Source organism: Pseudomonas atacamensis (assembly GCF_017167965.1).
Classification (GTDB): domain Bacteria; phylum Pseudomonadota; class Gammaproteobacteria; order Pseudomonadales; family Pseudomonadaceae; genus Aquipseudomonas; species Aquipseudomonas atacamensis.
Genome location: NZ_CP070503.1, coordinates 529,125 through 542,393 on the forward strand (window position 1 = coordinate 529,125; position 13,269 = coordinate 542,393).

The following is a 13,269-nucleotide window of genomic DNA, read 5'->3' on the forward strand; positions in this document are numbered from 1 at the left end:
GCGTTTTCCCTTTGAGCTGAAGTCAGTTCAGAAATTGTTGCAGCAAATCGTTGAGAAACAGCTGGCCGCGTTCGGTCGCCGCCAGGCGTGACGGTTCGACCTGCAACAGGCCGCTTTGTTCGGCTTCGCGCCGGCCTTCGGCGAGAGTCTCCAGCGACAGGCCGGTGCGCTCCGGATACAGGCGCGATTCGACCCCGGCAGTCAGGCGCAGGGCGTTCATCAGGAACTCGAACGGCATCTCGTCATTGCTCAGCGATTTCTCGCCGGCCTGAAAGCTTTTCGCCGGGTTCAGATAATCCTTCGGCAGGCGGGTTTTCCACGTGCGCACGATGCGCCCGTCCGGATGACTCAGCTTGCCATGGGCGCCGGCGCCGATGCCGATGAAATCGCCAAAACTCCAGTAATTGAGGTTATGCCGCGCCGGGCGACCGGCCTGGGCATACGCCGAAACTTCGTACTGCGCGTAACCGTGCTCGGCCAGCAGCGCCTGACCGGCTTCCTGAATGTCCCACAGGGTGTCGTCTTCCGGCAGCACTGGCGGCTGGTTCCAGAACACCGTATTGGGCTCCAGCGTCAGCTGATACCAGGAAATGTGCGTCGGCTTCAGCGCGATGGCCTGGCGCAGATCGCTCAAGGCATCGTCCAGCGACTGATCGGGCAAACCATGCATCAGGTCGAGGTTGAAGTTATCGAACCCGGCCTGCCGGGCCATGCCCGCCGCACGCACAGCTTCGTCACCGTTGTGAATGCGGCCGAGGGCCTCCAGCTTTTCCTGCTGAAAGCTCTGGATGCCGATCGACAGGCGATTGATCCCCAGCTTGCGATAAGCAACAAACTTCTCTTGCTCGAAGGTGCCCGGATTGGCCTCAAGGGTGATTTCGATGTCGGCGGCGAACGGGATGCGTTGCTCGACACCCTTCAACAAGCGTCCGAGGGCTCCGGCGCTGAACAGGCTCGGCGTCCCGCCACCGAAGAAAATCGAAGTCAGCTCACGGCCATACACCGCATGCAGATCCTGATCGAGATCGGCCAGCAGCGCGTCGACGTATTCCTGCTCCGGCAGCACCGGGCTGGCGGTGTGCGAGTTGAAATCGCAATACGGGCATTTGCGCACACACCACGGGATGTGGATGTACAGCGCCAGGGGCGGCAGGGTTGGCAGCGGTGCCCGAGGCGAGGACGCGGCGCCGCCGATGATCAGCGACGACGCGCAAGAATCAGTGGTCATTTCAAGCCCAGACGCTGGCGCAGCAGATCCATTGCACGGGCGCGGTGGCTGATCTGGTTCTTGTCGGCCGGACTCAGTTCGGCGCTGGACACATCACGCTCCGGCACCCAGAACAGCGGGTCATAACCGAAGCCATGCTCGCCGCTGGCTGCGTTGAGGATGCGTCCGTGCCACAGGCCTTCGCAGAGGATCGGCAGCGGATCATCGGCGTGGCGCACCAGTGCCAGCACGCAGACGAACTGCGCGCCGCGCTCGGCTTGCGGCACGTCCTTCAGCGCATCGAGCAGTTTGGCGTTGTTCGCCGCGTCGCCCTGGCCGTCGGCGTAACGCGCCGAATAGATGCCCGGTGCGCCGCCGAGGAAGTCCACTGCCAGCCCGGAATCGTCGGCCAGTGCCGGCAGCCCGGAAATGCGTGCGGCATTGCGGGCCTTGAGGATCGCGTTTTCGACAAACGACAGGCCGGTTTCTTCCGGCTCGACCTTGCTCCACTCGCCAATCGAGCGCAGTTGCACCGAGTCGCCGAGCATGGCCTGGAGTTCTTTGAGTTTGCCGGCGTTATGGCTGGCCAGTACGAGCTGCTTGATGTTCATCATTCGCCGGGAAAGAGTTCTTGGTTGAAATTGATGGTGTTGATCTTGTCGCCGTTCTGCACCTTGATTTCAAAGGTGCGGGTTTCCTGTTGCGGCACCGGGTACTGGGCGATGTAGTAGATCGCGCCCTGTTCGGTGACCTGGCGGAATTTCAGCGCCACGCTGTTGCTGGTCAGGTCCTTGACCGTGCCGGTGACGCTGGCGATCACCGGTTTGCCGTCCTTGACCACCGAGACGTTGATCACTCCCTGGTTCTTGCTGCGGATCAGCTCGGCAGCCTTGGCGATGTCCGGTTGCAGGAACGTCGAGTTGAACGTGTTGTAGTGCACCGTGATGTCGCCGAAGGTTTCCTTGCGTTCACCTTTGATGACGTCCGCCGCCATGGCACTGGCGCTCAGGCAGGCGGTGAGTAACAGCAACGCTAGACGACTCATGTTCGTGCTCCTTCAAATGCCCAGGCTCAGACCGCGACTCGGTGGTCCGCCAACTGCGGACTGCTGACGCGGTAGATACCGATTTCACCTAACAGATTAGGCCATAGCTTACTGGCCCACCCGTGGCGGTGCTGTTGATCCACGGCAAGCCGATCAATGACCTTCGCATCACGTTCGCGGCACAGTTCTTCGAAATCCTCGAAGGTGCAGAAGTGGATGTTCGGCGTGTTGTACCAGGTGTACGGCAGAAACTCGGACACCGGCATGCGGCCCTTGCTCGCCAGATACCAGCGGCAGCGCCAGTGGCCGAAGTTGGGGAAGGTGATGATGCACTGACGGCCGACCCGGAGCATTTCGTCGAGGATCCTGTCCGGGTAATGCACCGCCTGCAGGGCCTGGGTCATGACGACGATGTCGAAACTGTTGCTGGCAAAATTGCCCAGGCCTTTGTCCAGATCCTGCTCGATGACGTTGATGCCCTTGGCCACGCACTCGGCGATGTTGTCGGCGTCGTTTTCCAGGCCATAACCGGTGACGTTCTTGTTGTCGCGCAGCCAAGTCAGCAGCTCGCCGTCACCGCAACCCAGGTCGAGGACGCGGCTGCCGGCGGGGATCCATTCCTGGATGATTTCCAGATCAGCTCTCATGGCTTTCTCACAACGAAATGCGGTTCATGTAATTGCCGAACGCCTGCAAGTAACGCGGGATCGGAATCAGAAAGGCGTCGTGGCCCTGCGGTGCGTCAATTTCCAGATAACTGACGTCCTTGCGCGCGGCCATCAGCGCATCCACCAGTTCTCGCGAGCGAGCCGGGGAGAAGCGCCAGTCGGTGGTGAACGACATCACGCAGAACTTGGCCGTAGCGTTTTCAAAGGTTTTCGCCAGATCATCGTCGAAGTTCGCCGCCGGATCGAAGTAATCCAGCGCTTTGGTCATCAACAGATAAGTATTGGCATCGAAGCGCCCGGAGAACTCTTCGCCCTGGTAACGCAAGTAGCTTTCGACCTGGAACTCGACGCTGTGGAAGTCGTAGTTGAGCTTTTCGCTCTTCAGGCCACGGCCGAATTTCTCACCCATGGAGTCGTCGGACAGATAGGTAATGTGCCCGACCATGCGCGCCAGCATCAGCCCGCGCTTGGGGATCACGCCGGCTTCCTGGAACGAACCGCCGTGGAATTCCGGATCGGTGAGGATCGCCTGGCGCGCGACTTCGTTGAAGGCGATGTTCTGCGCCGACAGTTTTGGTGCCGAGGCGATCGCCAGGCAGTGCCGCACGCGATCCGGGTAGGTGATGGTCCATTGCAGGGCCTGCATGCCGCCGAGGCTGCCGCCGATCACCGCTGCCCACTGGCGGATGCCGAGCAGGTCAGCCAGACGCGCTTGGCTGTGCACCCAGTCTTCCACGGTGAGCACCGGGAAATCGGCGCCGAACGGCTTGCCGGTTTCCGGGTTGATACTGCTCGGGCCGGTGGAGCCGTTGCAGCCACCGAGGTTGTTCAGGCTGACCACAAAGAACTTGTTGGTGTCGATCGGCTTGCCGGGGCCGATGCAGCTGTCCCACCAACCGGGCTTGCGGTCGTCGACGCTGTGATAACCAGCGGCGTGATGATGACCGGACAGCGCGTGGCAGATCAGCACGGCGTTGCTCGCCTGGGCGTTCAGCGTGCCGTAGGTTTCATAAATCAGGTCATAAGCGGCCAGCGAACGGCCACAGGCCAGCGTCAGCGGTTCGCTGAAATGCGCGGTTTGCGGCGTTACCAGACCAACAGAATCGGCGGGAAAGGCAGTTGGCATCGACCCTGCTCTCGTTGAAATGAGGCGTAAGTCTAAAGACCGGGGGGGTTAGCGGCAAGCAACGATCAGGTCCGGCGTTTTCGCTTCGGACCGAGGTGCAGCCATTCGCGAGCAGGCTCGCTCCCACAGTTGAAATGCATCCCAATGTGGGAGCGAGCCTGCTCGCGAAAAAGGCGACTCGGTCAGTCAGACCGAACGCACTGGCTTACATCAGCAAACGCAGAATCTCTGGCATCATCGTCATCGCCGCCAGATTGTTGATCACCAGCATGTCGATCAATTTCAGCGCAAGGAAGGCGAAGATCGGCGACAGGTCCAGGCCGCCGAGGTTCGGCAGGAAACGACGGAACGGTGCCAGCGCCGGTTCACAGATCTGGTTGACCAGTTCAGCGCCCGGATTGTGGCTGCCCGGTGCGACCCACGACAGGATCACGCTGATGATCAGGGCGAAGAAGAAGATCTTCAGGAACAGCGCGGTGACGCCGATCAGCGACCAGATCACCAGTTGCAGCGGGTTGCCAGTGGTGCCGTAGGTCAGCAGCAGGGTCAGCGCCATCAGCAGCAGTTGCACCAGAATCGCCAGCACCAGCGACGACATGTCGAGGCCGAACAGGCTCGGGATGATCCGGCGCAAAGGCTTGAGCAGCGGCTGAGTGGCCTTGACCACGAACTGGCACAGCGGGTTGTAGAAGTTCGCCCGCACCAGTTGCAGGACGAAGCGCAGCAGCACGATCAGCAGGTACAGGCTGCCGAGGGTTTGCAGCACGTAAACCGCTGCGGTGTTCAATCCGATCATGTAAGGCTCCTTTATTTGCCCAGTTGTTCGGCCATTTCGGCCGAGCGGTGCGCGGCGGCGCCGAGTGCGGTTTCAACCAGCGCTTCGAAGCCGCCAGCCTGGAATGATTTGATCGCTGCTTCCGTGGTGCCGTTTGGCGAGGTCACGCGGCGACGCAGTTCGGCGGCGTCGACATCGCTGGACACCGCCATGTGCGCGGCGCCCAGAGCAGTCTGCACGGTCAGTTGCTCAGCGATCTCTTTTGGCAGGCCAAGTTTGACGCCGGCGGCGGTCATCGCTTCGATCAGCAGGAAGAAGTACGCCGGGCCGGAGCCGGACACTGCGGTGACTGCGTCCAGTTGCTGTTCTTCTTCCAGCCACAGCGCAATGCCGACGGCGGACAGCAGCTCTTCGGCTTGCTGGCGCTGCTCGGCGCTCACCTCGCTGGTCGCGTACAGACCGCTGACACCCTGACGCAGCAGCGCCGGAGTGTTCGGCATGCAGCGCACGATCGGCTGTTCGCCGAGCCACGCGGTCATGCTCGCGCAGGTGATGCCGGCGGCGATCGACACCACCAGTTGATTGGGCTTGAGGCTCGGGCGAATCGCCTCGCACACGGTTTTCATCGCCTGTGGCTTGACCGCCAGCACGATGACATCGACGCCGTCGATGGCCTGGGCGTTATCAGCGAAGGTTTCGATGCCGTGCTCGGCGTTGACTTTGGCGCGGGTGTCTTCGCCCGGATCGCTGGCGCGGATCTGCGCCGCTTCCAGACCTTTGGCGCGCAAGCCGCCAATCAGACTGGCCGCCATGTTGCCCGCACCGATAAACGCAATACGTGTGTTGCTCATGTGTGGTCCTTATCTGGAAACGTTCAAGACTGGGAATAATCTCTGGCGCCAAACAGCGCTGTACCGATCCGCACCCAAGTGGCGCCTTGGGCGATGGCCGACTCAAGGTCGTGGCTCATGCCCATGGACAGTGTGTCGAGCGGCAGAGCGAGGCTCGCCTGCAGTACCTGCACGGCGGCGAAGGCAGCGTCCTGTTCGGCGCGCTCCTCGGTCGGCTCGGGAATCGCCATCAGTCCGCGCAGTTTCAAGCGTGGCAGCGCGCTGATGGCCTCGGCCAGCGCTGGCAGATCGGCCGGGGTGCAACCGGATTTGCTCGCCTCGCCGCTGACATTGACCTGAATGCAGATGTTCAGTGGGGGCAGTTCGGCCGGGCGTTGTTCGGACAGGCGTTGGGCAATTTTCAGACGATCCACGGAGTGCACCCAGTCGAAATGCTCGGCAATCGCGCGAGTCTTGTTCGATTGAATGGGGCCGATGAAGTGCCAGATCAAGGGCAGGTCGGCCAGCTCCAGCTGTTTGCCCAAGGCTTCCTGCAAGTAGTTCTCGCCGAAGTCGCGCAGGCCCGCCGCATAGGCTTCCCGCAGGGCCTCGGCGGGTTTGGTCTTGCTCACGGCGAGCAAATGGATGCTGTTTTCGTCGCGGTGCGCAGCTTTGGCCGCTGCCTGGATGCGCGAACTAACCTGAAGGATGTTGTCTGCTATCGTGGACATCAAGAGGCGCCGGCGGTCTGTAGGTTCGCGGCATTCTACTGGAATTGAGGGACGCTATGGATATCACTGAACTGCTGGCCTTCAGCGCCAAACAGGGCGCTTCCGACCTGCACCTGTCGGCCGGCCTGCCGCCGATGATTCGCGTCGATGGCGACGTGCGACGGATCAATCTGCCGGCGCTGGACCACAAGCAAGTGCACGATCTGATCTACGACATCATGAACGACACCCAGCGCATCGAATTCGAGAAAAATCTGGAAACGGATTTTTCCTTCGATGTACCCGGCGTGGCGCGCTTTCGCGTCAACGCCTTCAACCAGAACCGTGGCGCCGGCGCTGTGTTCCGCACCATTCCGTCGAAAGTGCTGAGCATGGAAGACCTCGCCATGGGCGATGTTTTCCGCAAGATCACCGATGCGCCGCGCGGTTTGGTGCTGGTCACCGGGCCGACCGGCTCCGGCAAATCAACAACGCTGGCGGCGATGATCGATTACCTCAACACCCATCGCCATCACCACATTCTCACCATCGAAGACCCCATCGAGTTCGTCCATGAATCGCGCAAATGCCTGATCAATCAGCGCGAAGTTCATCGCGATACCCGCAGCTTCGCCACCGCGCTGCGCTCGGCCCTGCGTGAAGACCCGGACGTGATTCTGGTCGGCGAGATGCGTGATCTGGAAACCATTCGCCTGGCGCTGACCGCCGCCGAGACCGGGCATCTGGTATTCGGCACCCTGCACACAACCTCGGCGGCGAAGACCATCGACCGCGTGGTCGACGTGTTCCCCGGCGACGAGAAGTCGATGGTCCGTTCGATGCTGTCGGAGTCGTTGCTGGCGGTGGTGTCGCAGACATTGATCAAGAAGATCGGCGGCGGGCGGGTGGCGGCGCATGAAATCATGCTCGGGACATCGGCGATCCGTAACCTCATTCGCGAGGACAAGGTGGCGCAGATGTATTCAGCGATTCAGACCGGTGGGTCGTTGGGCATGCAGACACTCGATATGTGCCTGAAGGATCTGGTGACCAAGGGCTTGATCAGCCGCGAGCATGCACGCGAGAAAGCGCGTACGCCGGATAATTTTTGAGGGAGTGATCGTTCCCACGCTCTGCCTGGGAATGCAGCCCGGGACGCTCTGCGTCCCTGCCGAAGCGGACGCGGAGCGTCCATTGAGTCATTCCCACGCGGAGCGTGGGAACGATCGGTATGGTGTTAGCGCTGGACTACGCGCAGCTGCTGTTGCTCTTTCGGCAACACGCGCTTGGCGACGACGTAATGCTTTTCCCAGTACGGCTTGTTCAGCGTGTCGATGCTCACCGCTTTGCCCCGGCGCGGGGCGTGGATGAAGCGGTCGTTGCCCAGGTAGATGGCAACATGATTGACCCGACGGCTCTTGATGTTGAAGAAAATCAGATCGCCCGGCTTCAGATCCTTGCGCTCGACTTTCTCGCCGTGACCGCTGGCCATGGCATTGGAGGTGCGTGGCAGGTCGAACGTAGCGTCGTTGAACGCATATTTCACCAGGCCGCTGCAATCGAAGCCTTTACTTGGGCTGCTGCCGCCCCAACGATAAGGTGTACCGAGGACGTTTACCGCACGGCTCAGCACATTGCTGCTTTCCTTGCTCGCCATCGGTGGCACCAGCTTGCTGCGGCTCTTGCTGCTCAGCGTGGTGGTCTTGCTCTTGCTGCTTTTGCTCGATGGAGCCGAAGCATGGGATTTAGGGGTGAAGCCGTTGACGTTGGGAAGACGTTGCTCACGATTGGTGGCGTGGGCGGCCAGTGGCATTAATAGGCAAATAGTCAGCCATGTCTTGAAAAATGGTCGCATTAGGCGTGGCTCATAAGTGATAGCGCGCAACTTTATAACAGCTTTTTTTGCCGTTCCGAGGCCGTTCATCGATTCATTCCGCCGGCTACGGAACCAAAAACGCTCAAAAAGTACGCAGTTGTCCGACAGAAGTCAGGTTTTACAAGGGTTTCGCGCTAGCAACGGTAACATTTGCCATACGTCGGCCACCTGTAAAAAAGTCACAAAGAAATGAAGAATATTTATCTATCGAGTGCAATGAGGTCTTAATGAACAGCTATCAGCTCCCCCGCGTGAAAGAAAAAGACACACACAGCAAAGTCATCGGCTACCTGCTGTGGATTTTCGGATTCACCGGCGCGCACCGCTTTTATTACGGCAAGCCGGTGACCGGGACGATCTGGTTCTTCACCTTCGGTTTGCTGGGGATTGGCTGGCTGATCGACCTGTTTCTGATCCCGGCGATGGATCGCGAAGCGGATCTGCGCTTTGCCGCCGGGCCGATCGAGTACAACGTCGCCTGGATTCTGCTGACTTTCCTCGGTGTGTTCGGCGTGCACCGGATGTATCAGGGCAAATGGATCAGCGGCTTGCTGTATCTGCTGACCGGCGGGTTGTTCTTTATTGGCGTGCTGTATGACTTCTGGACGCTGAACGATCAGGTGTCGGTGCGCAACGCGCAGAATCGCGGCGCCTTCCAGTAAGTAGTGGCGAGGGGATTTATAGCCGTTGGGCCGCGAAGCGGTCCTGAATCCGAGAACGCGGTGGATTTGTTCCACCGCGTGCAATGGCTTCGCGACTGCTACGCAGCCGAACGGGGATAAATCCCCTCGCCACAATCTCCCTCAGCAGCAAGTCATGCCTGGTGAGTAATCCGCCCATCCACCAGCGTATAGCGCACCACGCCCGGCAGACTGTGGCCGATGAACGGGCAGTTCTCGCCCTTCGACAGCCAGTGCTCACCGGCCACCGTCGAAGCCTTGGGGTCGAACAGGACGATATCCGCCGCGCCGCCTACCGCCAGTTTGCCTGCCGGCAGGCGCAGGGCTTCGGCCGGGCCTGCGCTGAGACGTGCCAGCAGCGTGGGCAAGTCGAGCAAACCATCCTCAACCAGGGTCATCGCCAGCGGCAGCAGCAACTCAACACTGCTAATGCCCGGCTCGGTCGCGCCGAACGGTGCCAGTTTGGCGTCGCGCTCGTGGGGCTGGTGATGGCTGGAGATCGCCGAAACCACCCCGGACTTCACTGCCTCACGCAGGCCATCGCGGTCGGCGCGGGTGCGCAGCGGCGGTTGCACGTGATAAAGGCTGTTGAAGTCGATCAGCGCTTCGTCAGTCAGGATCAGCTGATACAACGCAACATCCGCCGTTACCTTCAAGCCACGGGCCTGCGCCTGAGCAATCAGCGCCACACCGCGAGCACTGGTCAACTGGCTGAAGTGCGCACGCACGCCGGTCTGCTCGACCAATAGCAGATCGCGAGCCAGCGCCACGGTTTCGGCGGTTTCCGGGATGCCCGGCAGGCCTAGGAAACTGGCGACCGCGCCTTCGTGAGCGAGACCGCCCTCGGCCAGATCGTGGTCCTGCGAGTTGAAGATCACCGTCAGGTCGAAAGTCGCCGCGTATTCCAGCGCCCGGCACAGGGTGCGGCTGTTGCGGAAGCTCTCCAGACCGTTGCCGAACGCCACGCAACCGGCGTCGCGCAGCGCGACCAGTTCGGCCAGTTGTTCGCCGTCGAGGCCTTTGCTCAGCGCGCCAATCGGGAACACTTTGGTGTTGCCAGCCTCGCGGGCGCGGTCGAGGATCAGTTCGGCCACGGCGGATGTGTCGAGCACCGGTCTGGTCTTCGGCGGGCAGCACAGGCTGGTCACGCCACCGGCAGCGGCGGCGCGGGTTTCGCTGACGATCGAGCCTTTGCGGCTGTAGCCCGGCTCGCGCAGGGCAACGTTGAGGTCGACCAGGCCAGGCGCGGCGACCAGACCTTGGGCATCGATGGTTTCCACTGCGCTGAAACCGGCCGGTGCGGCGCCGAGGGCGACGATCTTGCAGGCTTCAACGTGGATGTCGGTGATTTGATCCAGGCCGCTGCTGGGATCGATGACGCGTGCGCCGAGAATGCTGAGCTTCACTGGGCGTTCTCCTGCTCGAATTGACGTTGCGCAGTCTGCCCGCTCATGGCCATGGACAGCACGGCCATACGAATCGCGATGCCGTAGGTCACTTGATTGAGGATCACCGAGTGCGGGCCGTCGGCCACCGCCGACTCGATCTCCACGCCACGGTTGATCGGCCCCGGGTGCATGACGATGCAATCGGGTTTGGCCCCGGCCAGACGTGCGGTGGTCAGGCCGAACAGGCGGTAGAACTCGCCTTCGCTGGGCAGCAGGCCGCCGGTCATGCGCTCTCGTTGCAGACGCAGCATGATCACCACGTCGACGTCTTTCAGGCCTTCGGCCATGTCGGTGTAGACCTTGACGCCGTATTGCTCGATGCCGATCGGCAGCAGGGTTTTCGGCGCGATCACGCGGATGTCCGGGCAGCCGAGGGTCTTCAGCGCGAGCATGTTCGAGCGCGCCACCCGCGAATGCAGGATGTCGCCGACGATCGCCACCGAGAGGTTTTCGAAACCGCCCTTGTGCCGACGGATGGTGAGCATGTCGAGCATGCCTTGGGTCGGGTGCGCATGCCGGCCGTCGCCGCCGTTGATGATCGCCACCTGCGGGCAGACATGCTCGGCGATGAAGTGCGCCGCGCCCGAGTCGCCGTGGCGCACGACGAACATGTCGGCGGCCATCGCTTCAAGGTTGCGCAGGGTATCGAGCAGCGTTTCACCCTTGCTCGCCGACGATGTCGACACGTTCAGGGTGATCACGTCCGCCGACAGCCGCTGGGCCGCCAGTTCAAACGTGGTGCGGGTGCGCGTGGAGTTTTCGAAGAACACGTTGCACACGGTCTTGCCGCGCAGCAACGGGACCTTCTTCACCGCCCGGGCGCCGACTTCAAGGAACGAGTCGGCAGTGTCGAGGATTTCCGTCAGCAACTCGCGGTGCAAACCGTCGAGCGAGAGGAAGTGGCGCAGCTGGCCCTGATCATTGAGCTGCAGCGGGCGCTTGGTATCTAGAGGCGTCATCGCGAGGGGGACTCTCAATAGGGCGGATTAAAGGGTGACGTCTTGCAGTTCGAGCGTCAGCGGCTCGGGGCCGGACAGCTTGACCCGCTGGTTGCCGGCCAGGGTCAGGGTGGCGCCGACCACGTTCGGGCGGATCGGCAGCTCACCGGCGTCCAGGTCCAGCAGGCAGACCAGGGTAACGCTGGCCGGGCGGCCATAATCGAACAGTTCATTCATGGCGGCGCGGATGGTCCGACCGCTCATCAGCACGTCGTCGATCAGCACCAGATGCTGGCCTTCGATCTCGAAGGGCAGGGCGGACGGGCGCACTTGCGGGTGCAGGCCGTTCTGGCTGAAGTCGTCGCGGTAGAAGGACACATCCAGCGTGCCCAGTGGCGCATCGCTGGCCAGTTCCTTGAGCAGCGCCTGCGCGACCCAGATGCCGCCGGTGCGGATGCCGATGTAACGCGGTTCGCTGATGTCACGCTGGGCAAGGTGCGCCTTGAGGCGGGTCGCCATCTGGCTGATCAGATCGGCGGGATTGGGCAGGCTCATGGTTGCTCCTTCGTGATTCCGCGCTGCGTCCTGCCGGACGAAGCTCGGTTTATAACCAAAAGAAAAGCGCCGAAGCGCTTGTCAGGATTCAAACAATGCAGTGTTTTCATCGAGCCAGCCCTGCAGCAACAGGGCGGCGGCGATGGCGTCCACCGGGTTGTCGCGGTAACTGCCTTTCTGCCCGCCACGCACCAGTCGCTCGCCCTTGGCTTCGAAAGTGGTCAGGCGTTCGTCGTGGGTATAGAAGGGCAGGTTGTAGCGGCCGTTGAGGCGGCGGGCGAATTTCTCCGCGCGCACGCACATCTCGCTGGGCGTGCCGTCCATGTTCAGCGGCAGGCCGACCACCACGGCGTCGGGTTTCCATTCTTTTATCAGCGCTTCGACCTGATCCCAGTTCGGCACGCCGTTCTGCGCTTTCAGGGTGCACAGCTCGCGGGCCTGGCCGGTGATGACCTGGCCGACCGCGACGCCGATCTGTTTGGTGCCGTAGTCGAAGCCGAGAATCAGGCGCAGGGCCATCAGGCGTGACCCGCCTGGCTGGTGAGCAGATTGAGGTCGATGCCCAAGTGCCGCGCTGCCGCTTCCAGGCGCAATTCGCTGCGGGTGTTGAAGAGGATGTCGGCGTTGAACGGGCAGGTCAGCCAGGCGTTGTCGGCCAGTTCGGCCTCCAGCTGCCCGGCTTCCCAACCGGCGTAACCAAGGGTGATCAGGCTTTGCGCGGGGCCGACGCCGTCAGCGATGGCGAACAGCACGTCCTGCGAAGTCGACAGGGCCAGGTCGCCGTCCAGCTGCGCCGTGGCCTGGAACGTTTGGCCCGCCGGGTGCAGGACGAAACCGCGATCGGTCTGCACCGGCCCGCCGATGAAGATCGGCACATCCTGGCAACGCGCCGGCGGCTCGATGTCCGGGCGCAGCTGTTCAAGGATGTCGGCCAGGTTCAAGTCTTGCGGCCTGTTGACCACCAGCCCCATCGCGCCATTGGCCGTGTGCTCGACGATGTAGGTCAAGGTGTGGGCAAAGTTCGGGTCGGCCATGTGTGGCATGGCGATCAGGAAGTGATGCTTGAGGTAGCTGGGGCTGACGTTTTTCATGAGCGCTAGTGTGGCGTTCGAGGGGCGAACTGACAAGCTGGAGATGCTGACAACAACACAGATCCATTATTGGAACAGAGCTTTTGTTGCGAAGGGATTTGCTGTGGTGAGAGCTTTATCTGTGCTCAGGGGATTTATGCGTGGTTAGGGGATTTATCTGTGCTTAGGGAATTTATCTGTGCTTAGGGAATTTATCTGTGGTTAGGGGATTTATCTGTGGTTAGGGGATTTATCTGTGGTGAAGGGATTTATCTGTGGCGAGGGGATTTATCCCCGTTGGGGCGCGAAGCGCCCCTGAATCGCTTGATGGATTCTGCCTG

The 13,269-nt window shown here is 61.5% G+C and carries 16 protein-coding genes; 2 read left to right on the forward strand and 14 right to left on the reverse strand.

From position 1 onward, the window contains the following. Positions 1 to 22 precede the first annotated feature (22 nt). The 8 genes from hemW to JWU58_RS02480 form a co-directional block, all read right to left on the reverse strand. The gene (gene hemW, locus JWU58_RS02445; RefSeq protein WP_130899349.1) at positions 23 to 1,228 is read right to left on the reverse strand and encodes a radical SAM family heme chaperone HemW; all 1,206 of its coding nucleotides are present in this window, start codon (positions 1,226 to 1,228) and stop codon (positions 23 to 25) included. Beyond that, a complete protein-coding gene (gene rdgB / locus JWU58_RS02450; RefSeq protein WP_130899350.1) occupies positions 1,225 to 1,821 on the reverse strand; it encodes an RdgB/HAM1 family non-canonical purine NTP pyrophosphatase in 597 nt (198 codons plus the stop codon). Before rdgB ends, hemW begins: the two co-directional genes overlap by 4 nt. Continuing rightward, the gene (locus JWU58_RS02455; protein WP_024014660.1) at positions 1,818 to 2,252 is read right to left on the reverse strand and encodes a DUF4426 domain-containing protein; all 435 of its coding nucleotides are present in this window, start codon (positions 2,250 to 2,252) and stop codon (positions 1,818 to 1,820) included. The genes rdgB and JWU58_RS02455 overlap by 4 nt, the downstream gene beginning before the upstream one ends. A gap of 26 nt (positions 2,253 to 2,278) precedes the next feature. Then, a complete protein-coding gene (gene metW, locus JWU58_RS02460; protein WP_039757544.1) occupies positions 2,279 to 2,899 on the reverse strand; it encodes a methionine biosynthesis protein MetW in 621 nt (206 codons plus the stop codon). Between the two features lie 7 nt (positions 2,900 to 2,906). Then, positions 2,907 to 4,046, reverse strand: a complete 1,140-nt coding sequence (gene metX, locus JWU58_RS02465; RefSeq protein WP_130888301.1) for a homoserine O-succinyltransferase MetX — start codon at positions 4,044 to 4,046, stop codon at positions 2,907 to 2,909. A gap of 205 nt (positions 4,047 to 4,251) precedes the next feature. Continuing rightward, positions 4,252 to 4,842 (reverse strand): YggT family protein, encoded by a 591-nt coding sequence (locus tag JWU58_RS02470; RefSeq protein WP_016772729.1) that lies wholly within the window; start codon positions 4,840 to 4,842, stop codon positions 4,252 to 4,254. Between the two features lie 11 nt (positions 4,843 to 4,853). Beyond that, positions 4,854 to 5,672, reverse strand: a complete 819-nt coding sequence (proC, locus tag JWU58_RS02475) for a pyrroline-5-carboxylate reductase (RefSeq protein ID WP_123441734.1) — start codon at positions 5,670 to 5,672, stop codon at positions 4,854 to 4,856. A gap of 23 nt (positions 5,673 to 5,695) precedes the next feature. Beyond that, positions 5,696 to 6,382, reverse strand: coding sequence for a YggS family pyridoxal phosphate-dependent enzyme (locus JWU58_RS02480; RefSeq protein WP_123441733.1), 687 nt, complete (start codon positions 6,380 to 6,382; stop codon positions 5,696 to 5,698). 56 nt (positions 6,383 to 6,438) lie between these two features. Here JWU58_RS02480 and JWU58_RS02485 point away from each other — a divergent pair, with 56 nt between their 5' ends. Continuing rightward, positions 6,439 to 7,473, forward strand: a complete 1,035-nt coding sequence (locus JWU58_RS02485) for a type IV pilus twitching motility protein PilT (protein WP_016772732.1) — start codon at positions 6,439 to 6,441, stop codon at positions 7,471 to 7,473. Positions 7,474 to 7,598: 125 nt separating this feature from the next. Here JWU58_RS02485 and JWU58_RS02490 read toward each other — a convergent pair whose 3' ends face one another. After that, the gene (locus JWU58_RS02490) at positions 7,599 to 8,216 is read right to left on the reverse strand and encodes a C40 family peptidase (protein ID WP_024014657.1); all 618 of its coding nucleotides are present in this window, start codon (positions 8,214 to 8,216) and stop codon (positions 7,599 to 7,601) included. Positions 8,217 to 8,464: 248 nt separating this feature from the next. Between JWU58_RS02490 and JWU58_RS02495 the strand changes: the two genes are divergently transcribed. After that, entirely contained in the window at positions 8,465 to 8,899 is a 435-nt protein-coding gene (locus JWU58_RS02495; RefSeq protein WP_016772734.1) for an NINE protein, read from the forward strand. 152 nt (positions 8,900 to 9,051) lie between these two features. On the opposite strand, the gene JWU58_RS02500 is transcribed toward JWU58_RS02495, so the two are convergent. From JWU58_RS02500 to JWU58_RS02520, 5 genes are all read right to left on the reverse strand, one after another. Next, complete coding sequence (locus tag JWU58_RS02500) at positions 9,052 to 10,323, reverse strand: dihydroorotase (RefSeq protein WP_042606567.1); 1,272 nt, start codon at positions 10,321 to 10,323, stop codon at positions 9,052 to 9,054. Continuing rightward, a complete protein-coding gene (locus JWU58_RS02505; protein WP_123441731.1) occupies positions 10,320 to 11,324 on the reverse strand; it encodes an aspartate carbamoyltransferase catalytic subunit in 1,005 nt (334 codons plus the stop codon). The genes JWU58_RS02500 and JWU58_RS02505 overlap by 4 nt, the downstream gene beginning before the upstream one ends. Positions 11,325 to 11,351: 27 nt before the next feature. Continuing rightward, on the reverse strand, positions 11,352 to 11,858 hold the full coding sequence (gene pyrR / locus JWU58_RS02510) for a bifunctional pyr operon transcriptional regulator/uracil phosphoribosyltransferase PyrR (RefSeq protein ID WP_024014655.1): 507 nt from the start codon (positions 11,856 to 11,858) through the stop codon (positions 11,352 to 11,354). An 81-nt stretch (positions 11,859 to 11,939) separates the two neighbouring features. After that, positions 11,940 to 12,377: a Holliday junction resolvase RuvX gene (ruvX, locus tag JWU58_RS02515; protein ID WP_016772738.1), complete on the reverse strand. Its 438-nt coding sequence runs from the start codon at positions 12,375 to 12,377 to the stop codon at positions 11,940 to 11,942. After that, positions 12,377 to 12,949: a YqgE/AlgH family protein gene (locus JWU58_RS02520; protein WP_016772739.1), complete on the reverse strand. Its 573-nt coding sequence runs from the start codon at positions 12,947 to 12,949 to the stop codon at positions 12,377 to 12,379. Before JWU58_RS02520 ends, ruvX begins: the two co-directional genes overlap by 1 nt. Positions 12,950 to 13,269 lie beyond the last annotated feature (320 nt).

Coding starts and splice junctions, on each gene's coding strand:
- hemW (WP_130899349.1), bottom strand. CDS start 1,228: ATGACCACTGATTCTTGCGCGTCGTCGCTGATCATCGGCGGCGCCGCG.
- rdgB (WP_130899350.1), bottom strand. CDS start 1,821: ATGATGAACATCAAGCAGCTCGTACTGGCCAGCCATAACGCCGGCAAA.
- JWU58_RS02455 (WP_024014660.1), bottom strand. CDS start 2,252: ATGAGTCGTCTAGCGTTGCTGTTACTCACCGCCTGCCTGAGCGCCAGT.
- metW (WP_039757544.1), bottom strand. CDS start 2,899: ATGAGAGCTGATCTGGAAATCATCCAGGAATGGATCCCCGCCGGCAGC.
- metX (WP_130888301.1), bottom strand. CDS start 4,046: ATGCCAACTGCCTTTCCCGCCGATTCTGTTGGTCTGGTAACGCCGCAA.
- JWU58_RS02470 (WP_016772729.1), bottom strand. CDS start 4,842: ATGATCGGATTGAACACCGCAGCGGTTTACGTGCTGCAAACCCTCGGC.
- proC (WP_123441734.1), bottom strand. CDS start 5,672: ATGAGCAACACACGTATTGCGTTTATCGGTGCGGGCAACATGGCGGCC.
- JWU58_RS02480 (WP_123441733.1), bottom strand. CDS start 6,382: ATGTCCACGATAGCAGACAACATCCTTCAGGTTAGTTCGCGCATCCAG.
- JWU58_RS02485 (WP_016772732.1), top strand. CDS start 6,439: ATGGATATCACTGAACTGCTGGCCTTCAGCGCCAAACAGGGCGCTTCC.
- JWU58_RS02490 (WP_024014657.1), bottom strand. CDS start 8,216: ATGCGACCATTTTTCAAGACATGGCTGACTATTTGCCTATTAATGCCA.
- JWU58_RS02495 (WP_016772734.1), top strand. CDS start 8,465: ATGAACAGCTATCAGCTCCCCCGCGTGAAAGAAAAAGACACACACAGC.
- JWU58_RS02505 (WP_123441731.1), bottom strand. CDS start 11,324: ATGACGCCTCTAGATACCAAGCGCCCGCTGCAGCTCAATGATCAGGGC.
- pyrR (WP_024014655.1), bottom strand. CDS start 11,858: ATGAGCCTGCCCAATCCCGCCGATCTGATCAGCCAGATGGCGACCCGC.
- ruvX (WP_016772738.1), bottom strand. CDS start 12,377: ATGGCCCTGCGCCTGATTCTCGGCTTCGACTACGGCACCAAACAGATC.
- JWU58_RS02520 (WP_016772739.1), bottom strand. CDS start 12,949: ATGAAAAACGTCAGCCCCAGCTACCTCAAGCATCACTTCCTGATCGCC.